We start from the raw sequence: 26,070 nt of genomic DNA, 5'->3' as shown, positions 1-26,070 counted from the left end.
ACCCTGGGGTTTCCCTGGTCGTGCCCCTGGGGTTTCCCTGGTCGCAGCCCTGGCCTGGGCTTTCGCTAGTCGCAACCCTGGCTTGGGCTTTCGCTGGTCGCGATCCTGGGCGTTCCCCTACTTGCCCATTTCGTTCCCTGCTGCCTACCTCATTCCCTGCCGCCTACCTCATCCTCTGCTAACCCGCCTCGTCCCCTGCTCGGCTGCCTTAGCCCTACCCGACCACCTGGCTCCCACTTGACCGCCTCGCCCCGTAAGGAAGCGCCCCATGGCCCGTCGCCACGATCCTCGCCGTACGCCCGTGTACCGTCCCAACCCGCTGGACGCGGCGGGGGTCACGTACATCGATTACAAGGACACCGAGCTGCTGCGGAAGTTTCTTTCCGACCGGGGCAAGATCCGCAGCCGCCGGGTGACGCATGTCACCGCGCGTCAGCAGCGGCAGCTTGCCCGGGCGATCAAGAATGCCCGGGAAATGGCGCTGCTGCCGTACGGATCCAGGTGACGGCGGGCCGCCGGGGAGGTGAACGTGTGTTATTCACCGTGATCAGGCAGGTACGCGCCGTCGTGCACGTGCATCTGTTCATGCATCTGCACATGAACGACGTTATGATCCCGGGCAGTTGTCACGCGTTCTATCCGGGAGAGTCCTGTGCCCCACGCATTCAACGGCATGGCCGCGACGGACCTCCACGGGGTCGCGTGGCAGAAGAGCCGGCACAGCAATTCACAGGGCTCGTGCGTGGAGTTCGCCAAGCTGCCCGGCGGGGAGGTGGCGGTGCGCAATTCGCGGTTCCCGGACGGGCCGGCGCTCATCTACACCCCGGCCGAGGTCGAGGCGATGATCCTCGGGGTGAAGGACGGCGAGTTCGACCATCTCATACGGGACTGACGCCGGCGCCCCGCCGTGTCCGCCCAGCCCCGTCCGCCCCGTCCCGCTACGGCAGCCGGAACAGTGCCCAGACCACCTTGCCGTGCGGCTCCCCGGCCAGCGGGTGCCAGCCCCAACTGTCGCTGAAGGAGTCGACCAGGTGCAGTCCGCGCCCCGATTCCGCGGTGTCGTCCGCCTCCGCGGCCACGGGGGAGGCGTCACTGGAATCCCGTACGGCACATATGAGGCGCGAGGACCAGCGCATGAGATGAAGCCGCGCGGCCGGCGCCTCGCCGCCCGCCGTTCCCGCCTCACCGGCTCCCGCACCCGCCTCGCCGCACGCTGCCCCCGCCCCGCCGGTCCGTCCCCCCGTCCCCCCGTCGGCTCCCGCCCCCGCCGTGTCCGCGTGCCGCAGCGCGTTGGTGACCAGTTCGGAGACGACCAGGGCGACTCCGTCGAACAGTTCGTCCAGGTCCCAGCTCCGCAGCGTCTCGCGGGTGAACTGCCGGGCGCCGCGCACCGACTCGTACCGTGGCTGCAAAGGGCAGGAGGCGGATCCTGAGAGGGTCATGGGGTCGCCGGGAGGAAGGCCCTGCCACAACGGCTTGAGCATGGTCAATCCCCTGGTCCCCATGCGAGGCACTCCTGGCGTTCGCGGACGTCACGACCCTGGCCGGGTCAGCCGGATCTGGCGGATCTTTCACGAGCGTGCATGTGTGCGACGCCCATGGTTACGAATGCGTACGCCAGATGCAAGGGCAGATGCACGTGCACGCGAGGCTTTTGCTGGGGCACATGGTCTTTCGGGCGTATTTCTTCCTACGTGTTCTTGCGGAGCGGTTCCGCCGGCCTCCCATCTCGGTAACCGCATGAGCACTTAACGAAGCCTGGGCATGGCAGACTGCGGCGCACTGTTGGACGGGGAGGGCCACGGGAGGGTCTGAAAGGTGTCCGCAAGTGAGTCGAGCGGGTCTGTGGTGCGGCGCATCCTGCTGGGTTCGCAGCTCAGGCGGCTGCGCGAATCCCGTGGGATAACCCGCGAGGCGGCCGGATACTCCATCCGCGCGTCCGAGTCGAAGATCAGCCGCATGGAGTTGGGCAGGGTGAGCTTCAAGGCACGGGACGTCGAGGACCTGCTCACCCTCTACGGTGTGAGCGACGAGCAGGAGCGCACCGCGCTGCTGGCGCTGGCCCGTGAGGCCAACGTCGCCGGCTGGTGGCACAACTACGGCGATGTGCTGCCCGGCTGGTTCCAGACCTATGTCGGCCTGGAGGGCGCCGCCTCCCTCATCCGTACCTACGAAGTGCAGTTCGTGCACGGTCTGCTGCAGACCGAGGGTTACGCCCACGCCGTCGTACGGCGCGGCCTGCCCGGTGCGCCCGCCGCCGACATCGAGCGCCGGGTCGCGCTCCGCCTGGAGCGCCAGAAGCTGCTGGTCGCCGAGCGCGCCCCGCAGCTCCACTGTGTCCTGGACGAGGCCGCGCTGCGCCGCCCGTACGGGGACCGCGCCACCATGCGTGCCCAGTTCCAGCACCTCATCGACATCTCCGAGCGTCCGAACATCCGCCTCCAGGTCATGCCGTTCAACTTCGGCGGCCACGCGGGCGAGAGCGGCGCCTTCACGATGCTGCGCTTCCCCGAGTCCGACCTCTCCGACGTCGTCTATCTCGAACAGCTCACCAGCGCCCTGTATTTGGACAAGGCGGAGGAGGTCAGGCAGTACGGGCGGGTGATGGCGCGGCTCCAGGAGGACAGCCCAAGTCCCGCCGCGTCCCGGGACCTTCTGCGCGGCCTGCTCCAACTGACGTGACCGCTCGGTAGGATGGCGCCGGATCACGCCCCCGCAGGAGCCGTACGGACACAGAGTAGGGATGCCATGTCCTTCTTCGCCGACCTGGCCTACCAGTACATCGACGGCCGGTGGTGCGTCGGCAGCGGCTCGTGGGACATCATCGATTTCAACCCCTACAACCAGGAGAAGCTCGCCTCCATCACCGTCGCCGGTGTGGAAGAGGTGGACCGGGCGTACCGGGCCGCCGAGCGGGCACAGCGCGACTGGGCCGCCACGAACCCCTACAGCCGCCGGCTGGTCTTCGAACGCGTGCTGCGGATCGTCGACGAGCGTGAGGAGGAGATCGCCGAGGCGATCGTGGCCGAGCTGGGCGGTACGCGCCTGAAGGCCGCGTACGAGGTCCACCTCGCCAAGGAGTTCCTGCGGGAGGCGATACAGCAGGCGCTGCGCCCCGAGGGCCGTATCCTCCCCTCCCCGGTCGACGGCAAGGAGAACCGCGTCTACCGCCTGCCGGTCGGCGTCATCGGCGTCATCAGCCCCTTCAACTTCCCCTTCCTGGTGACGCTGAAGTCGGTGGCCCCGGCGCTGGCGCTGGGCAACGCCGTGGTGATCAAGCCCAACCAGAACACCCCGGTCGTCGGCGGCGGACTGATCGCCAAGATCTTCGAGGACGCCGGTCTCCCGGCCGGCCTGCTGAACGTACTGATCACCGATATCGCCGAGATAGGTGACGCGCTCATAGAGCACCCGGTGCCCAAGGTGATCTCCTTCGCCGGCTCGGACAAGGTCGGCAGACATGTCGCCGCCGTGTGCGCCGGCCACTTCAAGCGCGTGATCCTGGAACTGAGCGGCAACAGCGCGCTGATCGTCCTGGACGACGCCGACATCGACTACGCCGTCGACGCCGCCGTCTTCAGCCGCTTCGTGTACCAGGGCCAGGTCTGTATGGCGGCCAACCGCATCCTGGTCGACCGCCGGGTGGAGCGGGAGTTCACCGAGAAGTTCGTGGCCAAGGTCAAGACGCTGCGCACCGGCGACCCCGCCGACCCGGACGTCCAGATCGGCCCGCTGATCAACGCCTTCCAGGCCGAGGCGCTGACGGCGCTGGTCGAGCAGGCCCTCGCGGAGGGCGCCGAGGCGCTCGTACGGGGCCGTACGGAAGGCAACCTGGTCGAACCGACCGTCCTGGCCGGCCTGCCCGCGCACTCCGCCCTGCACGCTCAGGAGATCTTCGGCCCGGTGGTGCTGCTGGTCCCCTTCGACGGCGACGAGGAGGCCGTACGGCTCGCCAACGACACTCCGTACGGGCTGAGCGGCGCGGTACACACCGGCAACGTCGAGCGCGGCGCGCGGGTCGCCCAGCGCGTCGAGACCGGCATGATCCACATCAATGACGGCACGGTGCACGACGAGCCGCTGATCGCCTTCGGGGGCGAGAAGTACTCGGGCCTGGGGCGGCTGAACGGGGACTCCACGGTCGAGGCGTTCACCACCCAGAAGTGGATCTCCATCCAGCACGGCCGTACTTCGTTCCCCTTCTGAGCCCGCGGGCCCCGGCGCGCTCAGAGGACACCCGCCCGGCGCGCCCTGAAAACGGCCGGGTCCGCTCCTTATGATGCGCGGATGGACATCTCCAGGCTCCCCGCGGAGGCCCGGGCACGGCGCCGTACCGAAATACGTGAGTTCCTGCGGTCACGGAGGTCTCGGCTGACCCCGGCGGACGTGGGCATGCCGGCCGGCGGCGGTCGCCGCACCCCGGGGCTGCGCCGCGAGGAGGTGGCGGTCCTCGCGGGGGTCGGCGTCTCCTGGTACACCTGGCTCGAACAGGGCCGGGAGATCAATGTGTCGGCCGAGGTCCTGGATGCCGTCGCCAGGGTGCTGCGACTGGACCCCGCCGAACGCGAGCACCTGTACCTGCTGGCCGGGCTGAACCCGCCGCGCACCCCGCCCGCGGACCGCCGGGTCCCGCCCGAACTCCAGCGGGTCATCGACGGCTGGCTGCCGCGCCCCGCGTACGTCATCGACCGGCACTGGAATCTGGTGGCGTTCAACCGCGCCGCCCATGTGGTGTGCGGTTTCGGCCGGGACGACCACAACTGCCTGGTGACCTTCTTCACCAGCGCCCGGAACCGGATCTCGGTGACCGAGTGGGAGGACGCGGCGCGGGCGATCGTCGGACAGTTCCGGGCGGACGCCGCCCGCTACCCCGACGACCCCTGGTTCGGCCGGCTGGCCGGCGATCTGTGCGCCGCCAGCCCCGAGTTCGCCGACATCTGGGCCCGCCACGACATCGGCAGCGCGGCCCAGGGCGTCAAGCCGCTCCGGCACCCGGAGGCCGGAGAGCTGATCTTCGAGTACGCCACCTTGGCGCTGCCCGACCTCCCTGGGCACCGGCTGCTGCTCTACACCCCCGTACCGGACTCCGGTACCGAGGAGCGGATGGCGGCGCTGCTGGCCGTACAGGAGCCGGTCGCGGGCTGAGCGCGTGGTGACGCGGGCTGAGAGCGCGGGGTCGCGGGCCGAGCGCGCGGTAAGAGGGCGGCTCGGGGTCGCGCCGTGCGGGCCAGGCTGGTGGTGACAGACCCAGGCTCAGCCGGCACTGCCAGGAGACGGACCGCGGAACCAAGATCGTCGGCATGGAGCAATTCACCGACAGGAAGCGGTTGACGACCATGCAGCGGTTCACGAACAAGACGGCTCTGATCACCGGCGGCAGCAGCGGGATGGGCTTCGCCACCGCCCGCAGGCTCCTGGACGAGGGCGCGTACGTCGTCATCACCGGCCGCGACCAGGCGCGGCTGGACTCCGCCGTCAAACGGCTGGACGCCGAGCCCGAGCGGCTCCTCGCCGTACGCGCCGACTCCGCCTCCCCGGCCGACCTCGACCAGCTCATGCGGCGGATCGAGACCTGGCGCGGCAGCCTGGACGTGGTGTTCGCCAACGCGGGCGTCGGGATCTTCATGCCGAGCGGCGAGATGACCGAGGCCGACGTCGACCAGGTCATCGACGTCAACTTCAAGGGCACCTTCTTCACCATCACCAAGGCGGTACGGCTCATGCGGGAGGGCGGCGCCGTCGTCATCAACTCCTCCTGGACGCAGTACCGCGGGCTCGCCATCGCCTCCGTCTACGCCGCCACCAAGGCCGCCGTGCACAGCCTGGCCCGCACGATGGGCGCCGAGTTCGCACCGCGCGGGATACGGGTCAACTCGGTCAGCCCCGGCTACATCGACACGGAGATGTACCGGGACGTCAACCCGGACCGCTCCGTGGACGCCCAGATAGCGGCGGCGGTGCCGCTGGAGGCGATCGGCCACGCGGACGAGGTGGCGGCGGCGGTGGCCTTCCTGGCCTCGGACGACGCCTCGTACGTCACCGGGCAGGACCTGGTCGTGGACGGCGGCCTGGTCGGGTCCGTACCGGTGACGGCGGAAGGCCAGGGCCCCCGATGACGGCATCACCCACCGGCCACAACGCCACCACCGACCTCTCACCCACCACCGACCTCTCACCCACCAGCACCGTCACACCCACCGGCCCCACCATGCGCGCGATCAGCCAGGACACCTTCGGCGGGCCCGAAGTGCTCAAGGAGGTACGGCTGGCGCGTCCGCGGCCCGGGCCGGGGCAGGTGCTCGTACGGGTGCGCGCGGCGGGGCTGAACCCGACCGACTGGAAGCACCGGGCAGGCGGCGGGTTCCTCGGCGAGCCGCCGTTCGTCCTGGGCTGGGACGTCTCCGGCGTGGTCGAGGAGACCGGGCTGGGCGTCGCGCTGCTGGAGCCGGGCGACGAGGTCTTCGGGATGCTGCCGCACCCATATGGCGTGGGGGCGCACGCCGAGTACGTCACGGCGCCCACCCGGGTCTTCGCGCGCAAGCCGCCCGGCATCGACCACATACAGGCGGGCGCCCTGCCACTGGCCGCGCTGACCGCGTGGCAGGCGCTGGTGGACACCGCGCGGCTGCGGTCCGGGCAGCGCGTGCTGATCCACGCGGCGGCCGGCGGGGTCGGGCATCTGGCCGTACAGATCGCCAAGGCGCGCGGCGCGTACGTCATCGGTACGGCCTCGGCGGGCCATCACGCGTTCCTGCGCGGCCTGGGCGCCGACGAGGTGATCGACTACCGGGAGGACGACTTCGCCGAGGCCGTGGCCGGGTCCGTGACGGAGGTCGATGTCGTACTGGACGCGATCGGCGGCGACTACCGCACCCGCTCGCTGCGCGTGCTGCGCCGCGGCGGCGTCCTGGTCTCCCTCCAGCCGTACGGGAAGCGGGAGCTCGTGGCGGAGGCCGAGCGGTACGGGGTAAGGGCCGAGGTGATGATCGTGGAGGCCGACCACGCCGGGATGAACGCCGTGGCGGAACTGGCCGCGGCGGGCGGGCTGCGCGCGACGATCGCCGGTACGTTCCCGCTGGCCCGGGCCGCCGAGGCGCACAAACTAGGGGAAACGGGGCGTACAGCGGGGAAGTTGGTGCTCATGATGGAGTGAGTGAGGTCTGAGTAGGACAGCATCTGACCGCAACGGCCCGTATGTTCGTAGACACCGGGACGGCGCGACGCGACCGGTTCCGAGAAGACCCCAGAGCTCTACGAAAGGCGGCCCCCATGCCCACCCACGTGCCTGCCGAAGCACACGGCGACGAGCGCGGCGCCCTCCTGGCCTTCCTGGAGGCGCAGCGCGGCGGCCTGCGGCGGTCCGTCCTCGGGCTGACCGACGAGCAGGCCACCCGGAAGCCCAGCGCGAGCGAGCTGTCCCTGGCCGGTCTCCTGAAGCATGTGGCGGAAACCGAGCAGGGGTGGATCGAGCGGGCCCAGCAGGTGCCGCAGTCGATCGAGCGCAATATGGAGAACTGGCACCTCAGCTTCCAGTTGGAGGGTGAGGAGACCGTGGCGGGCGTGCTGGCCTTCTGGGACCGGGTCGCCAAGGGCACCGAGAAGTTCATCCGCTCCGTACCGGACCTGAACGACACCTTCCCGCTGCCCGAGGCGCCCTGGTTCCCGCCGAACGCCGAGCAGTCGATGCGCTGGCTGATGCTGCACCTGATTGAGGAGGTGGCCCGGCACGCCGGGCACGCGGACATCATCCGCGAGTCCCTGGACGGCAAGACGGCCTTCACGCTGGTGGACGAGGAGCGCGCGGCCCAGAGCTGAGGCCGCGCGCCCCTGAAGTCCTCCTACGCGCCGAGTCCTCCTACACGCCAAGTCCTTCTACGAGCCGAGCCCTTCTACGCGCCGCCGGACAGATCGCCCCGCAGATCGTCCGCGCGGCGCAGTACGTCACCGGCCGACTCCCGGTCGGCGTCGGTGAGTTCCACCTCCCCGGCCCGTACGAGCCACTGCGTCACCTCCGCCGGGTCCGCCCCCATGTGCACCGCCATCTCGGCCCGCAGTACGAGGAGCCGGAGGAGCTGGGGCGGCGTCGGGTCGCCCTCCGCCGCGAGGGCGTGGTCGATGATGCGGGCGGCAGCGGCGGGGTCCCCTTTGGACTCGCCGAGCAGCGTCGCCTGGTGGATCGCGCGGGCGTAGCGCTCCTTCGGGGGAGCGGTGTGATCGAAACTGTCGGATATGGGCTGTCCGATGCGCAGACAGGTGCCGGCCGGATCGGACAGCAGGAACTGCCGTACTCCGTACGACATGTCCTTCAGCGCTCCGATGCGTGGCAGGCCGCGGGTCGGCACCCTGCCCAGGGCGTCTTTGAGGCCGGCCCGGAAGGACGCGTAGAGGGTGTCCACGTCGTCGGTGAGGACGTAGCAGGTGTGGTACGCGGTGGCGGGGTCGTGCTCCTTGGCGCCATAGAACTGGAGTTCGATATCGCCGCGCCGGAGCGCGCAGTGCGGATTCGGGGACTTCTGCTGGTGGGTCACCTCGAACCCCAAGGTCCGGTAGAAGTCGGTGATTTCGTCGATGGAACGGCACGGGAAGATCGGGATCACGGTCTCGGCCATGGGGGAAGGGTAGTGGCCTACAGGGCAGTAATCAAAGTTGAATAGAGAGGGTCCGTCTACTCTGGCCGCAGGACGACCGTGAGGGATGCGAGGAGACGATGTCGGCGATCCGGCTACTGGTACTGGGGGCCGTGCGTCAGCACGGGCGGGCGCACGGCTACCAGGTGCGCAACGACCTTGAGTACTGGGGCGCCCACGAGTGGTCCAACGCCAAACCCGGGTCGATCTACCACGCACTGAAACAGATGGCCAAGCAAGGGCTGATGCTCGCGCACGACATCGCGCCGAGCACGGTCGGCGGCCCGCCCCGTACGGAGTACGAGCTGACCGTCGCCGGTGAGGAGGAGTACTTCCGGCTGCTGCGCGCCGCACTGTCCCGGCACGACCAGAAGGTGGACGAGCTGAGCGCGGGCGTCGGCTTCATGGTCGACCTGCCGCGGTCCGAGGCGGTGGCGCTCCTCAAGGAGCGGGTCCGGGCGCTGGAAGCGTGGCGCGCCGAGGTCACCGAGCACTACACCCCCGAGGACGGGCCCGGACAGCTCGGTCACATCGGCGAGATCATGAACATGTGGGTGCACTCCTCCGACAGCGGCACCGAGTGGACGCGCGGGCTGATCGAGCGGATCGAGGGCGGGGCGTACGTCTTCGCGGGGGAGGGCGAGCCGTTCGTCGGAGTGCTCCCGGACGGCGTGGAGAACCCGTACGCCACCGAGGGCGACGGGGGCAGGGGCAGGGACAGGGGCGGGCGCGAGGACCAGGGCGGTGACCTGGGCGCCGACGTCGGCGAGGGCGACTGATCAAGGCGCCGAAAACCGGCTGCACCGGCGGCACACCGCTTGTTAAGCTCCCGGCATACCGCACCCGATGGCGGCCTCATCGTTCCGTACCCCGGATTGTTTCCCGGGTGTCCCGGTTGGAGGCCAGCCATGTCCGCGCAACCAGAGCCCGCCCTTACGGCTCTTGAGGTACGTCCCTTTCACCGCGACGACCGCGACCAGCTCACCGACCTGATCAATGCGCATGTCGCCGCCGTGGTGCCCGGTGTGTCGGTCTCGGTCAACACCGTCCTGAGCCAACTCCAGCGGCAGCCGGACGAATTCATCGTCGACCCATGGGTGGCCGAACGCCTCACGCTCGTCGCCGGGCACCGGCATGGTGTGGTCGCCGCGGCCCATCTGCTGCGCTACCGCACGGATGCCGCGGTGGGGGAGTGCTACCGGGGCGCCGGCGGCATCGAGTGGTTCGTGTGCCATCCGCCCGCCTCCTTCCGGCCCGGCGCTCGCGAGGCCGCCGACCTGCTGATGTCCGCCTGCCTCGCCCAGTTCGTACGGTGGAAGGTGACCAGCCGGTACGCGGACGGGGCGCTCCCGGCGCCCGGGGTCTACGGCCTGCCGGAGCCCTGGCCGCACATACGGGCCGCGTACGAACGCGCCGGTTTCGTCCACGACGGCGACACGGAGATCGTCCTGATCGCCGACGTGGCCGACCTCCCACCGAGGCCAGCGGGCCCATCGGACCCCGCCGGCCTGTCCGTCCGCCGAACCCTCGGGGAGTGCGGCACCCGCTTCACGGCACACCCGCCGCCCACGGCCGGCAGGGACACCCGGATCGCGGGCTTCATAGAGGTCGATACCGTCCTGGACCGCGCCGAGCGGCGCCCCCGGGGCGGCGGCCTGGCCGACATCGGCAACCTCCATGTGGCGGAGGAGTACCGCGACACCGGCCTGACCACCTGGCTCCTCGGGCATGCCGCCCACTGGCTCCGCCTGGCCGGATCGGATCGGCTGCTGGCGTACGCCTCCCCTGACGAGAGCGACCGGATCCGCGAACTGACCGCCCACGGCTTCTGCGAACTGACCCGTACGGCCCGCGGCTGGCACCACCGCCCCTGACCGGTCCCGCCGGCCGCCGGGCCGGCCGCCGGGCGGCTCGGCGGGCCGCCCGGCGGTTCAGCCCTCTTCCCGCTCCACCGGAAGCCACAGCTCGGCTTCCATCTCGGTGTGGTCCGTGAACGGGCTGGTGCGCAGGATCTCCGGCCCCGGGCGCCCACGGTAGGGATTGGACGGGAACCACTGCGTGAACACGTCCCGCCACAGGACCTGTATCGCTTCCGGGGCCGGCCCGGAGGTGGTGAACACCGCCCAGGTGCCGGCCGGGACGGGCAGGACGGCCGTGCCCTCAGGGGCAGCGGCAGCCGCGGCGGCCGAGGCCACGACGCCCTGGTAGTAGTCGAGTTCGGTGCCCTCGGCGCGGCTGGGGTCCAGGTCGTCGCAGACCGCGACGATGCCCCGCGGCTCCTGGCCCGCCAGCTTCTCCAGTTGCCGCAGGACCGGCCGCTCCAGCCCGCGGATGAAGTCGATGATCGCCTGGTTCGGCCCCGAATGTACCAGCGGCACCCGGGCCTTGAAGCCGACGACGGTGAAGTTGGGCCGCTCCACCACGCGGTATCGCATGCTGCTGTTCCCTTCGACGGTGAGTCGGAAGGACAGCCTGGGCTGCGAGACGAGCGCGGTGCCGGTACGCCGGGCCTCACCCGGCCCGACCCCGTGCATCGCGCGGAACGCCCGGGCGAACGCCTCGCCCGAGCCGTAGCCGTAACGCACCGCGATATCCAGCAGCGATTCGCGCCCGGCGAGCACCTCGGAGCCCGCGACGGTGAGCCGGCGCCGTCGGATGTACTCCGACAGCGGCATTCCCGCCAGGGCGGAGAACATCCGGCGCAGGTGGTACTCCGAGGTGGCCGCGATCCGCGCCAGCTCGGCCACGTCGACGGGCCGGTCGAGCCGGCCCTCGATGTGTTCCATGGCCTGGTTGACCCGCTCCAGCACCCCAGGTCCCCTTCCTCTTCGCGATCACCACGCTAGACGGCGGACATCCTCCCGTACCCGGCATCCTGTGCCCGAACAGGTCGGGTACGGTGCGGCGGGGTCAGACCGGAGAACCGAACTCACCGGCCTTGACACCGAGAAGGAACGCCCGCAATTTGTCCACGCCGGTTGCAATGATCACTCCCGGCTCGTTGCTTTCGCAGCTTCTGACGTTCTCGTAGTACGAGTGCGCCTAGCTGCTTTGTGGTCCTCGCAGTGCCACGCGGCACGCCGGTAAGACCGCCCTGGACGACGTATAGCGCGCCGGGTGCGGCAGGGTGGGACCCGGGGCTCGACTTGAGTGGGCAACTGTCCGTTCGGGCCCTCGGGTTCCACGAAAAATAACCTTTCTGCTGCTGGAGTGCTGGCTACGCTGTGCTCCGAGGTGAGGAGAGAGCATGGGGCCCTGCGCGGAGTGCGGTGCGTCGATGGACCCGCGATCCTGTGAGGACCTGTTCCACGTCCTGCTCGCGTTGGACCACGGGCGGCAGGAGCCGTGGGGGCCGCTGCACGGCGTCTCGGTCTCCTGCTTCCTGCTCCAGCACCCCAGCCGGCTTCCCGCCGACCACGGCGGGATGGCGTGGGCGACGCTGCGCGCGTACCTCGAAGGCGGCCTCGACGAGGTGGGCCGGCTCGTCGGCCGGGCTCGTCGCGGCAACTCCCACCGTGTGAAGGGCGGGCCTGCGCGGGTGATCGACGACGCGGCGCCGCCGCACCGGGACGCGCCGCCACCCCGCTTCTCCGTCACGATCGAAGACGTCGCCGTCGACGGGACGTTCCCCGCCGCGAAGTTCGCGGAACGCGTCGAGGCGTGGACCACCGCGACGGTCGACGCGTGGAACCGCGGCACGTGACCATATTTACGGCCGGGGTTACGGCGGCCGGAGTGCTGACCGTACGGATCGGCACGTAGGGGGCGGCGTGTGCGGATCGGACGCGTGTGGATCGGCGTGTGCGGGTTCGCGCAGGCGAACGGTGTGCGCAATGCGTAGCCGTACGGCTGCACAGACCGGAAAGCCGGTGTGCGGCGAGGGGCGTACGGCTCCCGTTCGCGTGCGGGCGGGCGCCTGGAACCAAGGGGTGCGGCGTGGCGTTGATAGCTTTGGGCCGCACCCTGCGCCTGCAACCCGTCGCACCGCACGATCCGGCGCCCTCGACCCAGGAGCCTTCACCCAGTGAACACTCTCGCGCTCGGCCCCAAATGGCTGGATTCGGACTACCTGATCAGCACGTTCGGGCTGATGGGTGTGCTGGTCATCGTCTTCGCGGAGTCCGGCCTGCTGATCGGCTTCTTCCTGCCGGGTGACGCCCTGCTGTTCACCACGGGTCTGCTGGTGACGACCGACAAGATCGACAAGCCGCTGGCCCTGGTCTGTCTGCTGATCGTGGTCGCCGCGGTCGTCGGTGACCAGGTGGGGTATCTCTTCGGCCGCAAGGTCGGGCCCGCGCTCTTCAGGCGTCCGGACTCCAAGCTGTTCAAGCAGGAGAATGTCGGGAAAGCTCATGAGTTCTTCGAGAAGCACGGCCCCAAGTCGCTGATCCTGGCCCGTTTCGTGCCGATCGTCCGTACCTTCACGCCCATCATCGCGGGCGTGAGCCGGATGAACTACCGCTCCTTCCTCGTCTTCAACATCATCGGCGGCGTCCTGTGGGGCGCCGGTGTCACGCTGCTCGGCGCCTCGCTCGGCAAGGTCGAGTTCGTGCACAAGCACATCGAGATGATCCTGATCGGCATCGTGCTGATCTCCGTGATCCCGATCGTCATCGAGTTCCTGCGGTCCCGCGGCAAGGCGAAGAAGGCCGCGGCCCGGGCCCAGGCGCACGACCCGTACGGCCCGGTCGGCGGGCAGCAGCCGCCGCGGCAGCAGGGCAACGACGGCCGCCGGGGCCGGCACGCCAAGCGCTGACCCGGTCCCGTACGGCGAGCTGAGCTTGCGCCGTACGCCTTGATCGCCTGATCGTTCCCACCCGGCGGCGGCTCTTTGCCGCGCGCCGGGCCGCTGCCCTGCCCCATGGGTACCCCCTGCCCCGCGCGCCTCCCCCGCCCATCAGGCATCGTGTCCTTGAAGGTGGGCAGGAGGCGTACGAGGAGCGAAGAGACGTGGCGTCGGATTCACAGCGGAGTCAGCGCGGACCCAGCGGCACGAACGGAACCAACAGCGCAAGCAGAACCAACGGCGTGAGCGGAAGCAACCGCACGAGCGGGAGGAACAGGACAAGCGGAAGGAAAAGTAAGATCGGCACCAATGGCTCCGTCGAGCAGGCGGGGACCCCGGAGGACCGCAAACCCCCGTCGGACGAGGCACACAGCGCCTTCACCCCGCCCCTGGGCGTGCCCTACCCGCCCATACCGGAGGACGAGCACCCCACCTCCGAGTTCGCCGTTCCGCGCGGCCTGAAGACCGAGGCGCCCGCCGAACCCGAGGGCTCGGCCTTCACCCCGCCGGCCGGTGTCAGCAGCGGCGGCAGCACCACCGGGCAGACGCCGCTGCCGGCCTCGCCGCCGACGCCCTCCTTCCCGGCGTTCACCCCGCCGCACGGCATCCCGGTCATCAGCCTCACCAAGGAAGTGCCCTGGCAGGACCGTATGCGCACGATGCTGCGCATGCCGGTCAGCGAGCGGCCGGCGCCCGAGCGCGTCGACCGCGAGGACGAGACGGGCCCCGCCGTGCCGCGCGTCCTGGACCTGACCCTGCGCATCGGCGAGATCCTGCTGGCGGGCGGCGAGGGCGCCGAGGACGTCGAGGCGGCCATGTTCGGCGTGGCGTACGCCTACGGCCTGGAGCGGGTCGAGCCGACCGTCACCTTCACGCTGCTGTCGATCTCCTACCAGCCGTCGTTGGTCGACGACCCGGTGACGGCCAGCCGGACCGTACGGCGCCGGGGCGTGGACTACACCCGGCTGTCGGCCGTCTTCCGGCTGGTGGACGAGATCACCTCGGAGGGCATCACCCTCGAAGAGGCCTACCGCGGCCTCGCCGAGATCCGGCGCAACCGCCACCCGTACCCGAGCTGGGCGCTGACCATCGCCTCCGGGCTGCTCTCCGGCGCGGCGAGCATGCTCGTCGGGGGCGGCTGGCTGGTCTTCCTCGCCGCCGCCGTCGGCTCGATGCTCGGCGACCGGCTGGCCTGGCTGGCCTCGGCGCGCGGGCTGCCGGAGTTCTACCAGTTCGTGGTCGCGGCCATGCCGCCGGCCGCGATGGGGGTCGCGCTGAGCTTCAGCCACGTACAGGTGCAGGCGTCGGCCGTGATCACCGGCGGGCTCTTCGCGCTGATCCCGGGGCGGGCGCTGGTCGCCGGCGTCCAGGACGGGCTGACGGGGTTTTACATCACGGCTTCCGCACGGCTGCTGGAGGTCGGCTATCTGATCGCCGGCATCGTCATCGGCGTACTGTCCGTGCTCTACCTCGGCCTCCAGTTCAACCCGGAGTACCTCAATCCGGAGGAAGGTTTCGGCCGGTTCAACGATCCGCCGGTGCAGATCGTCGCCTCGATGCTGCTGGCGCTGGCGTTCTGCGTACTGCTCCAGCAGGAACGCCATACGTTGCTGTTCGCGACCATTAACGGCGGTGTCGCCTGGGTCGTGTACGGCGCACTCGTCTACACCGTCAAACTCAACGCCGTACCCGCCACCGCCATCGCGGCCGGCCTGGTCGGCCTCTTCGGTCAACTGCTCTCGCGCTACCGGTACGCCTCCGCGCTGCCGTACGTCACCGCCGCCATCGGCCCGCTGCTGCCCGGCAGCGCCACGTACTTCGGCCTGCTGAACTTCGCCCAGGGCAACATGGACGCCGGCATCTCCTCGCTGATCAAGGCCGCGTCGCTGGCGCTGGCCATCGCTGTCGGGGTGAACCTGGGAGGCGAGACCGCCCGGCTGTTCATGAAGGCACCGGGCGCCACGGAATCCACCGGCCGGCGTGCCGCGAAGCGTACGCGGGGCTTCTGACCCCTCCCGCGGCCCCTGCGCGGAACACGAACGGGCGGCGCCCCCCGAAGGGGACGCCGCCCGTCGTCAAACCGCCGCAGGCCCGTTCGCACCCGGAAATCCGCATACGGAATGCCGTACGTGGACCCCGCATGTGCCGGCCACATCCAGGAACCGGCTGTCCGCGCCGGGCCCGCACGCTCGGCTCAGTGGTGAGCGCCGCCCTGCGCCTCCAGGCGCTTGAAGGACGCCTCGATCTCGGCCTCGGCCTCGGCGCGGCCGACCCAGTTCGCACCCTCGACGGACTTGCCCGGCTCCAGGTCCTTGTAGACCTCGAAGAAGTGCTGGATCTCCAGGCGGTCGAACTCCGACACGTGGTGGATGTCGCGCAGGTGCTCCACGCGCGGGTCGGACGCGGGCACGCACAGCAGCTTGTCGTCGCCGCCGGCCTCGTCGGTCATCCGGAACATGCCGATGGCGCGGCACTTGATCAGGCAACCGGGGAAGGTGGGCTCGTCAAGGATGACCAGTGCGTCCAGCGGGTCGCCGTCCTCGCCGAGGGTGTTCTCGACGAAGCCGTAGTCGGCCGGGTAGCTGGTCGAGGTGAAGAGTCGACGGTCCAGGCGGATCCGACCGGTCTCGTGGTCCACCTCGTACTTGTTCCGCGAACCCTTCGGGATCTCGATGGTGACGTCGAACTCCACGGGTGGCTCCTCCATGATCAACACATACGTCTGGTGATTAAGTGTCCCCCACGCAGGTGTGTGGTGGCGAAAGGGGCTGGTCCGAGGTGCCGGAGACCAGGTCGTGGCAGGTCAGATGGCGGTCCGCGGGACAGTCGGCGCAGCGTACGGTACGCCGTTCGGCACGGTACGCGGTGAGCTCGGCACGGAAAGTGACGGGCTCCGCGCGGTCCGTGTGGCGGTCCGCGCCCAAGCAGCGGCGGCAGACCTGGCGGCTGACGGCGGGTTCCACCGTCGTGGGCCTGGCGGTCGCGGCCGGTGCGGTGGCGACGGCCGGGCCGTGGGACTCCGGACAGCGTACGGCCGAGCGGTCGCGCGCCGCCGCCCAAGGCCGTACGGGTGGCGAGCATCACGCCGGCCCCGTCCTGAGCGCGGCACCCGTCCTGGCGCCCCTCGGCGGCCCCGTACGAGACGGGAACGCCCATGGCGTCACCCCGCCCGCCCCGCAGGCCCTCGCCGACGCCCTGACCCCGCTCCTGGACGACCCCTCCCTCGGCACCCTGCGCACCGCCTCCGTCGTGGACGTCGCCACCGGCCGCGAACTCTTCGGCAGCCGGCCGGACCGGGCCGCCACCCCCGCCTCCACGGTCAAGCTCGCCACCGCCGCCGCGGCCCTCTCGGCGCTGGGGCCCGACCACCGCGTCGAAACCAGGGTCGTCGAAGGCGCCCGGAGGTCCGGCCCGCCCGAGATCGTGCTGGTAGGCGGCGGCGACCCCACCCTCACCGCCCGCGCCTCTCAGGCAAACCCGGACGAATCCGCCCCCGACCCGTCCCCGGACCAGCCCGCCAGCCTCCGCACCCTGGCCGACGACACGGCCCGTACGCTCAAGCAGCGCGGCACCGCCGAAGTGCGGCTGGCCTACGACGCCACGGCCTTCTCCGGCCCCTTGCAGCACCCCATCGGCCCCAACGAGAACATCGCCACCATCAGCCCCCTGATGGCCGACGAGGGCCGCTTGGACGCCACCGACCACGGCCCCGCCCCCCGCACCGCCGACCCGGCCGCCACCGCCGCCCAGACCTTCGCCGGCCTGCTGCGCGACCGCGGCATAAAGATCACCGAGGCCCCGGCAGCCGCCAAGGCCCCCACCGGCCCCACCCGCCTGGCCGCCGTCCGCTCCCTGCCCGTCGCCTCCATGGTCGAGCGGATGCTGACCAACAGCGACAACGACATCGCCGAGAGCCTGGCCCGCCTGACCGCCCTCGGCACGGGCGAACCGGCGAGCTTTGAGGGCGCCCACAAGGCCGTACGCAAAACCCTGACCACCCTGGGGCTGCCCCTGACCGGCGCCGTCTTCGAGGACGGCAGCGGACTGGACCGCGACGACCGCGTCACCGCCCGTCTGCTCTCCCGCATCCTGGTGCTCGCCGCCGCCCCCGACCACCCCGAACTGCGCCCGATCCTCACCGGCCTCCCGGTGGCCTCCTTCACCGGCACCCTGCGCGACCGCTACACCGACCGCGCCTCCGGCGCCGGTGCCGTACGCGCCAAGACCGGCACCCTGACCGGCGTCAACACCCTCGCCGGCACCGTCGTCGACACCAACGGCCGCCTCCTGGCCTTCGCCTTCATGTCCACCGCCGCCCCCGACGGCCCCACCGCCCAATCCACCCTCGACCACCTGGCCACCACCCTCACCACCTGCACCTGCCACTGACCCCAAGCCCCACCCCGGCCCGCCGGTGCCGCACCCGGCCACGGACGACCCCCCAACGCGCAGCCCCCCAGCCCGCCGCAGGCCCAACAAACCCGCACCCGGCCACGGACGGACCCCGGCGCACCTGACCCCGGCCAAGCGCAGCGAACCGGCACCGGGCAACGCACGAGAACACCCCACCGACCCACCCCCTCACCCCCCACCCACGGGAGGGGACAGACCGGAGTGGCTTGCCGCGCAGGTCTGCCCCCTGGCTCTGTTCACGAGTTCCGACAGCGCATGTACGTGACTTCGGGCAGCGCTCCGGCAGGGCCGTGTTCGATGTTCACGAGAAGCGACAGCACCCACATCGGCTCCTCGTCGGTAGCCGCAGGGGCGAGCCGGGGGGCGTTTGCCGTGCCCCGCGCTGTTCGTGTGGGTGAGCCGCCGATCGCGACGAGGGCCTCGTGGTCGCCGACTTGCCTGGCCGTATCGAGCAACCAAGGGGTCCGTCGTCGGCCGGGCCCGAAAACACTTCGGGCTCCTGGCCCGCCCCACTCACGGCTTTACGACGTCTTCCTGTCGAGAGAGGTCGGGGTGCCGCAGTGCTCGTTGCCGTCGGTCAGATCGTCGCGCACCAGGATGAGGAGTTGTGTCAGCTGCGAGCGCTGAGTGTCGGTCAGCGAGCGGAAGAGGCCGTCTTCCACCTCCCGCTGCGCGGCTGCCGCGTCTTGCAGCCGCTGCTGTCCCGCCTCCGTCGGCACGACTAGGTGGCGGCGCCGATCGCGAGGGTCACGCGTGCGCGTCACCAGTCCCTCGGCCTCCAGAGGATTGAGCTGCGTGACGAGCACGCTGGCCGCGGTATCTGTCTCGGCGGCCAGGTCGGTCTGCGCCAACGGACCGTGATCGTGGAGCAGCCCGAGGATATGGAACTGCCGCGGCGTGAGGCCATTGGCGGTGTGCGCATCCCTCAGACGACGCATGGCCTCGTGCCCAAGAAGCGCGAGCATGAGGCCGGGGCTGTTGCGGTGCTCGTCGATCAGCGCCGAGCCGGAGGCGGTGGAGGTAGCCGAGGTCACCCGCTCACTTTATCTCACGTGATCGTGTAGGTTCTTGAATGAGTTATGCATGTGAACGATTAAGGCACTGCAGGTATTTCTGCCTCCGCGCCGCCCCCTTCACCCGAGGAGCGCCATGTCGCCCACCCGTCCGACCCTGCTCCCCGATCCGAGTGCGGATCTGGGCCTGCACGGAACACGCGCCGTCGTCACCGGAGGAACCCGCGGCATCGGCGCCGCCACGGTGCGCCGTCTGGTCACGGCCGGCGCGCACGTGGTCGCCGTCGCCCGCAATCGAGCCGAAGTCCCCACCGGAGCACAAGTGGTGACCGCCGATCTGAGCTCCCCCGGCGGGGTCGAGCAGGCTGCAGCCGCTGCGCTCGACCTTCTGGGCGGCATCGACGTGCTCGTCGACAACGCCGGACGCAACACCCAGGTACCCGACGGCGTCCTCACTGCGACCGACGAGGACTGGCAGGCCAACATCGAAGCCAACCTGCTGTCCGTCGTCCGCCTAGACCGCCTCCTCGTCCCGCACATGACGGCACAGGGCCACGGGGCAGTCGTCCACGTGTCATCGAACGCCGCCCGTTACCCCCAGCCCAACGGCGCCCCGTACGCCGCCGCCAAAGCCGCCCTCAACGCCTACAGCAAGAGCCTCGCGACCGCCTGCGGCCCGCACGGCGTGCGCGTCACCGCGGTCATGCCTGGAGTCATCGAGACCGACGCCGTCGAAGCAAGCCTGCGGCAGGCGGCAGAACGCACCGGCCGCGACCTGGACACCATCCGCAAGGAGTTCCACCAGCGCCTCGCCGCCCCGCTCGGCCGCCCCGGACAGCCCGAAGAAGCCGCAGAGCTGATCGCCTTCCTCGCTTCCCCACGCGCCTCCTACCTCACCGGCATCACCATTTCGGTCGACGGAGGCATCCTCCCCACCCTCTGACGAACCGTCGAACATCTCCTTGGGCACCAGCAGCTCATTCGCTTCCCGCGCAACGGAAGCCGATTACGGCTGGCGTCTGCGGCTGACCACAGATCAGGAACTGGGGTGCGCAACTGGTGCCCACGGGGCCTTCGGCGACGGGAATCCCCGGTGGTCGGCCTGCCTCATTGGGTCCGAGCGAGGCCCTTCGCCGCGAACGGGTGCTGTCGAATCTCATGAACAGTTCGATATGCCCTGATGATGCGGGTGCCTCCCAAACTCGCGTTCAGGTGCTGTCGCAACTCGTGAACAGAGCCAGCCCCCGCACCCGAAAGCCCCGCGCAGCGGCACCGCCCGCCGCAGGCGCAACAAACCCGCACCCGGCCACGGACGGATCCCGACGACCCGGCCCCGGCCAAGCGCAGCGAACCGGCACCGGGCAACGCACGAGAACACCCCACCGACCCACCCCCTCACCCCCACCCACGGGAGGGGACAGACCGGAGTGGCTTGCCGCGCAGGTCTGCCCCCGCACCCGAAAGCCCCGCGCAGCGGCAACAGCCCGCCGCAGGCGCAACGAACCCGCACCCGGCCGCGGACGGCCACCCGTTCAAACCGGCCCCGGCAAAGCGCAGCGAACGGGCAGCGGACGGGCGACCGGCTACCAGCTCGCGACACGGCAACGTACGGTGAAACCCATGACGAGCATCGGTGGTGCGGAGATGGTCGACTGGAACCTCGCGGTAGCGACCGCGACCCGGTTCGTGAGGCCGGGACCAGAGGTGAGCCGGGACGAGGCACGGGCGATCGTCGCCGAACTGCGGCGGCACGCCAAGTCCTCCGAGGAGCACGTACGCGCGTTCACGCGCATGTCGGAGCCCGGTGTGCCCGGAGCGGAGGGCGCCGGAGCGGAGGGCGCCGGCCCGGAGAGTGCCGGCCCGGAGGGGGCCGGGCTTCAGGACACCCCCGTTCTGGTCGTGGACCGGGCGGGCTGGATCAAGGCCAACGTCGCCGGTTTCCGCGCGGTGCTCAAGCCGTTGCTGGAGAAGATGGAGGAGCGCCGCTCCTCCATGCCGGGCGGCGGCGTCCTGGGGACCGTCGGCGGCAAGGTGACGGGCGTGGAGCTCGGCATGCTGCTGTCGTTCCTGGCCTCCCGGGTGCTCGGCCAGTACGAGACCTTCGCGCCGGCCTCCCGTGACCTGCCGGCCGCGGCGCAGGGCGGCCGGCTGCTGCTCGTGGCGCCGAACATCGTCCACGTGGAGCGGGAGCTGGAGGTGGACCCGCACGACTTCCGGCTGTGGGTGTGCCTGCACGAGGAGACCCACCGTACGCAGTTCACCGCCGTGCCCTGGCTGCGGGACCACATCGAGGGCGAGATCCAGTCCTTCCTGGGCGAGACGGACATCGATCCGGGGACGCTGCTGGGGCGGCTGCGTGAGGCCGTGCAGTCCCTGGCCGGCGGCCGGAGCGAGACCGAGGGCGAGGGGGAGGGCGAGAGCGGCGGGCGGAGCTTCGTGGACCTCGTACAGACTCCCGCCCAGCGCGAGATCCTCGCGCGGCTCACCGCCGTGATGTCGCTCCTGGAGGGGCACGCGGATTATGTGATGGACGGGGTCGGCCCGGCGGTGGTGCCGTCCGTCGCCGAGATCCGCGAGAAGTTCCAGAAGCGGCGCGCCAGTGGGGCGGGCCGTCTGGACCAGGCGTTGCGCAAGCTGCTGGGCCTTGACGCCAAGCTGCGTCAGTACCGTGACGGCGAGCGTTTTGTACGGGCTGTGGTGGATGAGGTGGGGATGGACGGTTTCAACCGGGTCTGGACCTCGCCCAACACCCTCCCGACGAAACAAGAGATCGCCAAACCGGCGGACTGGGTCGCGCGGGTGCACCGCAAGTCCGAAGGAGCACCGTAGGCCACAGTGGTGAGCGGGGCGCGCCAAGCGGCAGAAGAACGCCCCCTCAATCACTCTTCTGAGGGACCGTGAGCAAGGGATAGGCGTGCAATGCTCGGGTATCCGCTCGTCTCTGTCACCATCTAGACACTCTGTGTAACGGACTGTGTGACGGGATTGCATTGCCGTGTACGGCCCGAGGCACCCCTGCTGAACGATTGGAAACGGACATGGGTCCCCATCCAGCGGTCGCCGCGATACGCCTGGCGGTCCGCCGCGTACTGCACGACGTACTCCATGACGCACTGACCGAGCCCCACCCCGACCGGATCCCGGCCGATCAGCGCCCGGCCGATCAGCACCTGGCGGATCAGGTCGCCGCCGGGCGGGCCCCGGTCCCCGGCCGCCCGGGGGGCGGCCGGCCCGCCGCCGGCCGGCTCCAGCGCCTGCGCCCGTCCCGGCCCGCCAGACCTTCCGGTTCCCTTTCCGCCTCCGGTCCGCTGTCCGCTTCCGGTTCCCTTCCCGGCTCCGCGCGGCCCGCCGCCCCGCAGGAGCCGCCCCTCGTCCTCGTCGCCTGCTCCGGCGGCGCCGACTCCATGGCGCTGGCGTCGGCCCTGGCCTTCGAGGCCCCCAGGCTGGGCCTGCGGGCCGGCGGGATCACCGTCGACCACGGCCTCCAGGACGGCTCCGACGTCCGTGCCGCCGAGGTCGCCCAGCGGCTGCGCGCGCTGGAACTCGACCCGGTCGACGCGGTGACGGTCACCGTGGGCAAGACCGGCGGGCCCGAGGCCGCCGCCCGTACGGCCCGCTACGCCGCACTGGACGCCGCCGCCGAGCGGTACGGGGCCGCCGCGATCCTCCTGGGCCACACCCGTGACGATCAGGCGGAAACGGTGCTGCTGGGTCTGGCCAGGGGATCCGGCACCCGCTCGCTGTCCGGCATGGCCGCGGTCACCGGCGACAACGGCCGCTACCGCCGCCCCTTCCTGGAGCTGGACCGCCAGACCGCCCGTAAGGCGTGCCTGATCCAGGCGCTGCCCGTATGGGACGACCCCCACAACGCCGATCCCGTCTACACCCGCTCCCGGCTGCGGCACGAAGGCCTGCCGGCGCTGGAGAAGGCACTGGGCAAGGGCGTCGTGGAGGCCCTGGCCCGTACGGCACAGCTCTCCCGGGACGACGCGGACGCGCTGGACTCCTGGGCCGCCGAGGCCGAACGCGGCGTCCTGGACGACATGGGCGGCCTGGACGTCGCCGCCCTGTACGCGCTGCCCGCGGCGGTCCGCCGGCGGGTGCTGCGCCGGGCCGTGGTCAACGCCGGTGCGCCGGCCGGTTCGCTCTTCGCCCGCCACATCGAAGAAGTGGACCGGCTGATCACGTCCTGGCGGGGCCAGGGAGCCATCAACCTGCCCGGGCGGGTGGGCGTGCGACGCCAGGGTGGCAGACTGGTGATCCGGCAGGGCTGAGCCGGACGAGAACTGCCCCGCTTCAGGAGTCGCAGGACTCTCATGGCACCGAACAGAGCGAGAGTGGCACGGGTGGACGACAAGGACATGGGCGCCGATCTTCAGTCGGTACTCATCAGCAAGGAAGAGATCGACGCGAAGCTGGCGGAGCTGGCGGCGAAGATCGACGCGGAGTACGCGGGCCGGGACCTCCTCATCATCGGTGTCCTCAAGGGCGCGGTGATGGTGATGGCGGACCTGGCGCGGGCGCTGTCCACCCCCGTCACGATGGACTGGATGGCGGTGTCGTCCTACGGCGCGGGCACCCAGTCCTCCGGTGTGGTCCGCATCCTCAAGGACCTCGACACCGACATCAAGGGCAAGCACGTCCTGATCGTCGAGGACATCATCGACTCCGGCCTGACGCTGTCCTGGCTGCTGTCGAACCTGGGCTCGCGGGAGCCCGCCAGCCTTGAGGTCTGCACGCTGCTGCGCAAGCCGGAGGCGGCCAAGGTCGCCATCGACGTGAAGTGGATCGGCTTCGACATCCCCAACGAGTTCGTGGTCGGCTACGGCCTGGACTTCGCGGAGAAGTACCGGAACCTGCCGTTCGTCGGCACGCTCGCGCCGCACGTGTACGGCGGCTGAGGCAGGCCCTCGCGCCCCGGACCGCCGCCGCGCCCCGGGCCGCCGTCGTGTGCCGGTGGTGGCCCGTACGGGCGCCTGCCGGGCGGCGGGAACCCTGCGGGGCTTCCCGCCGTTGGAGCAGGGAGAACGGAATCCGAGGCTTCATTGTTAACCGTGGGCGGCGGCGTCGGGTGACAATGCTGGGGTACCGTCCGAAGGTCAGTCTTTTTTCGGGCCAGTAATACACCGTACGCACGACCAGCCCTCCACAGGGCTGTTGTGCCTCACTGTGGCAGGAGGGACGGGGCCTTAAGCGGCTCCGTATGGATGGACGTGAAGCGATACTTCCGTGGGCCGGTCATGTGGATCGTGCTGGCCGTCCTCGCCGTGGTCGTGTTGATGCAGGTCGTCGGCTCGTCCGGCGGCTACAAAACGGTGGACACCGGTCAGGTCGTCAAGGCGATCGCTGACAACAAGGTGAAATCCGCCGAGCTGACGACCGGTGACGAGAACAAAATCAAGATCGAGCTGTCCGGCGACAGCAAGGTCGAGGGTTCGAACAAGATCCAGGCCAGCTACATCGGCGACCAGGGTGTCGCGCTGGCCAAGGACCTTCAGGCCAAGTACCAGACCGGCGACATCAAGGACGGGTACACCGTCTCGCCGTCGAAGCAGAACCCGTTCGTGGGCGTGCTGCTCTCGCTGCTCCCCTTCGTCCTGATCGTCGTCGTCTTCCTGTTCCTGATGAACCAGATGCAGGGCGGCGGCTCCCGGGTGATGAACTTCGGGAAGTCGAAGGCGAAGCTGATCACCAAGGACACCCCCAAGACGACCTTCGCGGACGTCGCGGGCGCGGACGAGGCGGTCGAGGAGCTCCACGAGATCAAGGAGTTCCTCCAGGAGCCGGCGAAGTTCCAGGCCGTCGGGGCCAAGATCCCCAAGGGCGTGCTGCTGTACGGCCCGCCCGGTACGGGCAAGACGCTGCTCGCGCGGGCCGTCGCGGGCGAGGCGGGCGTCCCGTTCTACTCGATCTCCGGCTCGGACTTCGTCGAGATGTTCGTCGGTGTCGGTGCCTCCCGGGTCCGTGACCTGTTCGAGCAGGCCAAGGCCAACGCCCCGGCCATCGTCTTCGTCGACGAGATCGACGCCGTCGGCCGGCACCGCGGTGCGGGCCTGGGCGGCGGTCACGACGAGCGCGAGCAGACGCTCAACCAGCTCCTGGTCGAGATGGACGGCTTCGACGTGAAGGGCGGCGTCATCCTGATCGCCGCCACCAACCGCCCGGACATCCTGGACCCGGCGCTGCTGCGCCCGGGCCGCTTCGACCGGCAGATCGCCGTCGACCGTCCGGACATGCAGGGCCGTCTGGAGATCCTCAAGGTCCACCAGAAGGGCAAGCCGGTCGCGCCGGACGTCGACCTGACGGCCGTCGCCAAGCGCACCCCCGGCTTCACCGGTGCCGATCTGTCCAACGTCCTGAACGAGGCCGCCCTGCTGACGGCCCGCAGCGACAAGAAGCTGATCGACAACCAGTTCCTGGACGAGGCGATCGACCGCGTCGTGGCCGGCCCGCAGAAGCGGACCCGGATCATGTCCGAGAAGGAGAAGAAGATCACCGCGTACCACGAGGGCGGTCACGCCCTGGTCGCGGCGGCTTCGCCGAACTCCGACCCGGTCCACAAGATCACGATCCTCTCCCGCGGCCGGGCCCTGGGCTACACGATGGTGCTGCCCGACGAGGACAAGTACTCCACCACCCGCAACGAGATGCTCGACCAGCTCGCGTACATGCTGGGCGGGCGCGCGGCGGAGGAACTGGTCTTCCACGACCCGACGACGGGTGCCGCCAACGACATCGAGAAGGCGACCGCGACCGCGCGGGCCATGGTCACGCAGTACGGCATGACCGAGCGCCTGGGCGCGATCAAGTTCGGCTCCGACAACTCCGAGCCGTTCCTGGGCCGTGAGATGGGCCACCAGAGGGACTACTCCGAAGAGGTCGCGGCGCTGGTCGACGAAGAGGTCAAGAAGCTCATCGAGACGGCGCACAACGAGGCCTGGGAGATCCTGGTCGAGAACCGCGACGTGCTGGACAACCTGGTTCTGACGCTCCTGGAGAAGGAGACGCTGAACAAGGAGGAGATCGCCGAGATCTTCAAGCACGTCGTCAAGCGCCCGGCCCGCCCGGCGTGGACCGGCTCCTCGCGCCGTACGCCCTCGACCCGGCCCCCGGTGCTGTCCCCGAAGGAGCTGGCGCCGGCCAACGGTTCCGGTTCGGTCTCCTCGGCCTCGGTCACCAAGGAGGCGGACCGGGCTCCGGAGGACGCGGGTCCCGAGAGCTGATCCGCCGG

At 70.3% G+C, this 26,070-nt stretch carries 24 protein-coding genes; 19 read left to right on the top strand and 5 right to left on the bottom strand.

What is annotated here, in order from left to right; translation table 11 throughout:
* The first annotated feature begins 268 nt into the window (after nt 1-268).
* Both rpsR and KGS77_RS15105 read left to right on the top strand, forming a co-directional pair.
* On the top strand, nt 269-505 hold the full coding sequence (gene rpsR, locus KGS77_RS15110; protein ID WP_242581699.1) for a 30S ribosomal protein S18: 237 nt from the start codon (nt 269-271) through the stop codon (nt 503-505).
* Nucleotides 506-652: 147 nt separating this feature from the next.
* The gene (locus KGS77_RS15105) at nt 653-892 is read left to right on the top strand and encodes a DUF397 domain-containing protein (protein WP_242581697.1); all 240 of its coding nucleotides are present in this window, start codon (nt 653-655) and stop codon (nt 890-892) included.
* Between the two features lie 46 nt (nt 893-938).
* On the opposite strand, the gene KGS77_RS15100 is transcribed toward KGS77_RS15105, so the two are convergent.
* The gene (locus tag KGS77_RS15100; protein WP_242581695.1) at nt 939-1,505 is read right to left on the bottom strand and encodes an ATP-binding protein; all 567 of its coding nucleotides are present in this window, start codon (nt 1,503-1,505) and stop codon (nt 939-941) included.
* A 313-nt stretch (nt 1,506-1,818) separates the two neighbouring features.
* Between KGS77_RS15100 and KGS77_RS15095 the strand changes: the two genes are divergently transcribed.
* The 6 genes from KGS77_RS15095 to KGS77_RS15070 all read left to right on the top strand — a co-directional run bounded on the left by KGS77_RS15095 (nt 1,819) and on the right by KGS77_RS15070 (nt 7,815).
* Nucleotides 1,819-2,682, top strand: coding sequence for a helix-turn-helix transcriptional regulator (locus KGS77_RS15095; protein ID WP_242581693.1), 864 nt, complete (start codon nt 1,819-1,821; stop codon nt 2,680-2,682).
* A 66-nt stretch (nt 2,683-2,748) separates the two neighbouring features.
* Nucleotides 2,749-4,206 (top strand): aldehyde dehydrogenase family protein, encoded by a 1,458-nt coding sequence (locus KGS77_RS15090; protein WP_242581691.1) that lies wholly within the window; start codon nt 2,749-2,751, stop codon nt 4,204-4,206.
* A gap of 81 nt (nt 4,207-4,287) precedes the next feature.
* The gene (locus KGS77_RS15085; RefSeq protein WP_242581689.1) at nt 4,288-5,145 is read left to right on the top strand and encodes a helix-turn-helix transcriptional regulator; all 858 of its coding nucleotides are present in this window, start codon (nt 4,288-4,290) and stop codon (nt 5,143-5,145) included.
* A gap of 155 nt (nt 5,146-5,300) precedes the next feature.
* Complete coding sequence (locus tag KGS77_RS15080) at nt 5,301-6,116, top strand: SDR family oxidoreductase (RefSeq protein WP_242581687.1); 816 nt, start codon at nt 5,301-5,303, stop codon at nt 6,114-6,116.
* A 92-nt stretch (nt 6,117-6,208) separates the two neighbouring features.
* Nucleotides 6,209-7,153 carry an NADP-dependent oxidoreductase gene (locus tag KGS77_RS15075; RefSeq protein ID WP_242587485.1) on the top strand — a complete coding sequence of 315 codons (945 nt, stop codon included), beginning with the start codon at nt 6,209-6,211 and terminating at the stop codon, nt 7,151-7,153.
* A gap of 116 nt (nt 7,154-7,269) precedes the next feature.
* Nucleotides 7,270-7,815 carry a DinB family protein gene (locus KGS77_RS15070; protein ID WP_242581685.1) on the top strand — a complete coding sequence of 182 codons (546 nt, stop codon included), beginning with the start codon at nt 7,270-7,272 and terminating at the stop codon, nt 7,813-7,815.
* Nucleotides 7,816-7,889: 74 nt separating this feature from the next.
* Here the strand turns inward: KGS77_RS15070 and KGS77_RS15065 are convergent, their stop codons facing one another.
* Nucleotides 7,890-8,609, bottom strand: a complete 720-nt coding sequence (locus KGS77_RS15065) for a VOC family protein (protein WP_242581683.1) — start codon at nt 8,607-8,609, stop codon at nt 7,890-7,892.
* Nucleotides 8,610-8,707: 98 nt separating this feature from the next.
* On the opposite strand from KGS77_RS15065, the gene KGS77_RS15060 reads away from it, so the two are divergent.
* Nucleotides 8,708-9,406, top strand: a complete 699-nt coding sequence (locus KGS77_RS15060) for a PadR family transcriptional regulator (RefSeq protein WP_242581681.1) — start codon at nt 8,708-8,710, stop codon at nt 9,404-9,406.
* Between the two features lie 129 nt (nt 9,407-9,535).
* Nucleotides 9,536-10,501, top strand: coding sequence for a GNAT family N-acetyltransferase (locus KGS77_RS15055; RefSeq protein ID WP_242581679.1), 966 nt, complete (start codon nt 9,536-9,538; stop codon nt 10,499-10,501).
* A 57-nt stretch (nt 10,502-10,558) separates the two neighbouring features.
* On the opposite strand, the gene KGS77_RS15050 is transcribed toward KGS77_RS15055, so the two are convergent.
* Entirely contained in the window at nt 10,559-11,437 is an 879-nt protein-coding gene (locus KGS77_RS15050; protein ID WP_242581677.1) for an AraC family transcriptional regulator, read from the bottom strand.
* Between the two features lie 437 nt (nt 11,438-11,874).
* Here KGS77_RS15050 and KGS77_RS15045 point away from each other — a divergent pair, with 437 nt between their 5' ends.
* From KGS77_RS15045 to KGS77_RS15035, 3 genes are all read left to right on the top strand, one after another.
* Complete coding sequence (locus KGS77_RS15045) at nt 11,875-12,330, top strand: DUF5946 family protein (protein ID WP_277994227.1); 456 nt, start codon at nt 11,875-11,877, stop codon at nt 12,328-12,330.
* Between the two features lie 321 nt (nt 12,331-12,651).
* A complete protein-coding gene (locus KGS77_RS15040) occupies nt 12,652-13,383 on the top strand; it encodes a VTT domain-containing protein (protein ID WP_242581673.1) in 732 nt (243 codons plus the stop codon).
* A 329-nt stretch (nt 13,384-13,712) separates the two neighbouring features.
* The gene (locus KGS77_RS15035; RefSeq protein WP_242587484.1) at nt 13,713-15,422 is read left to right on the top strand and encodes a threonine/serine exporter family protein; all 1,710 of its coding nucleotides are present in this window, start codon (nt 13,713-13,715) and stop codon (nt 15,420-15,422) included.
* Between the two features lie 185 nt (nt 15,423-15,607).
* On the opposite strand, the gene KGS77_RS15030 is transcribed toward KGS77_RS15035, so the two are convergent.
* Nucleotides 15,608-16,105 (bottom strand): inorganic diphosphatase, encoded by a 498-nt coding sequence (locus KGS77_RS15030; protein ID WP_242587483.1) that lies wholly within the window; start codon nt 16,103-16,105, stop codon nt 15,608-15,610.
* A gap of 173 nt (nt 16,106-16,278) precedes the next feature.
* Between KGS77_RS15030 and dacB the strand changes: the two genes are divergently transcribed.
* Nucleotides 16,279-17,802, top strand: coding sequence for a D-alanyl-D-alanine carboxypeptidase/D-alanyl-D-alanine-endopeptidase (gene dacB, locus KGS77_RS15025; RefSeq protein WP_242581671.1), 1,524 nt, complete (start codon nt 16,279-16,281; stop codon nt 17,800-17,802).
* A 545-nt stretch (nt 17,803-18,347) separates the two neighbouring features.
* Here dacB and KGS77_RS15020 read toward each other — a convergent pair.
* Nucleotides 18,348-18,860 (bottom strand): MarR family transcriptional regulator, encoded by a 513-nt coding sequence (locus tag KGS77_RS15020; protein WP_242581669.1) that lies wholly within the window; start codon nt 18,858-18,860, stop codon nt 18,348-18,350.
* 115 nt (nt 18,861-18,975) lie between these two features.
* On the opposite strand from KGS77_RS15020, the gene KGS77_RS15015 reads away from it, so the two are divergent.
* The 5 genes from KGS77_RS15015 to ftsH all read left to right on the top strand — a co-directional run bounded on the left by KGS77_RS15015 (nt 18,976) and on the right by ftsH (nt 26,062).
* Nucleotides 18,976-19,782 (top strand): oxidoreductase, encoded by an 807-nt coding sequence (locus KGS77_RS15015; RefSeq protein ID WP_242581667.1) that lies wholly within the window; start codon nt 18,976-18,978, stop codon nt 19,780-19,782.
* A gap of 677 nt (nt 19,783-20,459) precedes the next feature.
* Nucleotides 20,460-21,668, top strand: coding sequence for a zinc-dependent metalloprotease (locus tag KGS77_RS15010; RefSeq protein WP_242581665.1), 1,209 nt, complete (start codon nt 20,460-20,462; stop codon nt 21,666-21,668).
* A gap of 209 nt (nt 21,669-21,877) precedes the next feature.
* On the top strand, nt 21,878-23,113 hold the full coding sequence (tilS, locus tag KGS77_RS15005) for a tRNA lysidine(34) synthetase TilS (protein WP_242581663.1): 1,236 nt from the start codon (nt 21,878-21,880) through the stop codon (nt 23,111-23,113).
* Nucleotides 23,114-23,200: 87 nt separating this feature from the next.
* Nucleotides 23,201-23,740 carry a hypoxanthine phosphoribosyltransferase gene (gene hpt / locus KGS77_RS15000; protein ID WP_242587482.1) on the top strand — a complete coding sequence of 180 codons (540 nt, stop codon included), beginning with the start codon at nt 23,201-23,203 and terminating at the stop codon, nt 23,738-23,740.
* A 306-nt stretch (nt 23,741-24,046) separates the two neighbouring features.
* Nucleotides 24,047-26,062, top strand: a complete 2,016-nt coding sequence (gene ftsH / locus KGS77_RS14995; RefSeq protein ID WP_242581661.1) for an ATP-dependent zinc metalloprotease FtsH — start codon at nt 24,047-24,049, stop codon at nt 26,060-26,062.
* Nucleotides 26,063-26,070 lie beyond the last annotated feature (8 nt).

Source organism: Streptomyces sp. MST-110588, from assembly GCF_022695595.1.
Lineage (GTDB): Bacteria > Actinomycetota > Actinomycetes > Streptomycetales > Streptomycetaceae > Streptomyces.
The sequence above is the reverse complement of the archived record's forward strand: the minus strand, read 5'-3'. Positions and strand labels throughout refer to the sequence as shown.

What these genes read in the sequence shown, in the direction of transcription:
- KGS77_RS15045 (WP_277994227.1), top strand. Translation starts at nt 11,875, where the DNA reads ATGGGGCCCTGCGCGGAGTGCGGTGCGTCGATGGACCCGCGATCCTGT.
- ftsH (WP_242581661.1), top strand. Translation starts at nt 24,047, where the DNA reads ATGGACGTGAAGCGATACTTCCGTGGGCCGGTCATGTGGATCGTGCTG.
- KGS77_RS15070 (WP_242581685.1), top strand. Translation starts at nt 7,270, where the DNA reads ATGCCCACCCACGTGCCTGCCGAAGCACACGGCGACGAGCGCGGCGCC.
- KGS77_RS15090 (WP_242581691.1), top strand. Translation starts at nt 2,749, where the DNA reads ATGTCCTTCTTCGCCGACCTGGCCTACCAGTACATCGACGGCCGGTGG.
- KGS77_RS15010 (WP_242581665.1), top strand. Translation starts at nt 20,460, where the DNA reads ATGACGAGCATCGGTGGTGCGGAGATGGTCGACTGGAACCTCGCGGTA.
- rpsR (WP_242581699.1), top strand. Translation starts at nt 269, where the DNA reads ATGGCCCGTCGCCACGATCCTCGCCGTACGCCCGTGTACCGTCCCAAC.
- hpt (WP_242587482.1), top strand. Translation starts at nt 23,201, where the DNA reads ATGGGCGCCGATCTTCAGTCGGTACTCATCAGCAAGGAAGAGATCGAC.
- KGS77_RS15085 (WP_242581689.1), top strand. Translation starts at nt 4,288, where the DNA reads ATGGACATCTCCAGGCTCCCCGCGGAGGCCCGGGCACGGCGCCGTACC.
- KGS77_RS15060 (WP_242581681.1), top strand. Translation starts at nt 8,708, where the DNA reads ATGTCGGCGATCCGGCTACTGGTACTGGGGGCCGTGCGTCAGCACGGG.
- KGS77_RS15100 (WP_242581695.1), bottom strand. Translation starts at nt 1,505, where the DNA reads ATGGGGACCAGGGGATTGACCATGCTCAAGCCGTTGTGGCAGGGCCTT.
- KGS77_RS15080 (WP_242581687.1), top strand. Translation starts at nt 5,301, where the DNA reads ATGGAGCAATTCACCGACAGGAAGCGGTTGACGACCATGCAGCGGTTC.
- KGS77_RS15065 (WP_242581683.1), bottom strand. Translation starts at nt 8,609, where the DNA reads ATGGCCGAGACCGTGATCCCGATCTTCCCGTGCCGTTCCATCGACGAA.
- KGS77_RS15075 (WP_242587485.1), top strand. Translation starts at nt 6,209, where the DNA reads ATGCGCGCGATCAGCCAGGACACCTTCGGCGGGCCCGAAGTGCTCAAG.
- KGS77_RS15015 (WP_242581667.1), top strand. Translation starts at nt 18,976, where the DNA reads ATGTCGCCCACCCGTCCGACCCTGCTCCCCGATCCGAGTGCGGATCTG.
- KGS77_RS15055 (WP_242581679.1), top strand. Translation starts at nt 9,536, where the DNA reads ATGTCCGCGCAACCAGAGCCCGCCCTTACGGCTCTTGAGGTACGTCCC.
- tilS (WP_242581663.1), top strand. Translation starts at nt 21,878, where the DNA reads ATGGGTCCCCATCCAGCGGTCGCCGCGATACGCCTGGCGGTCCGCCGC.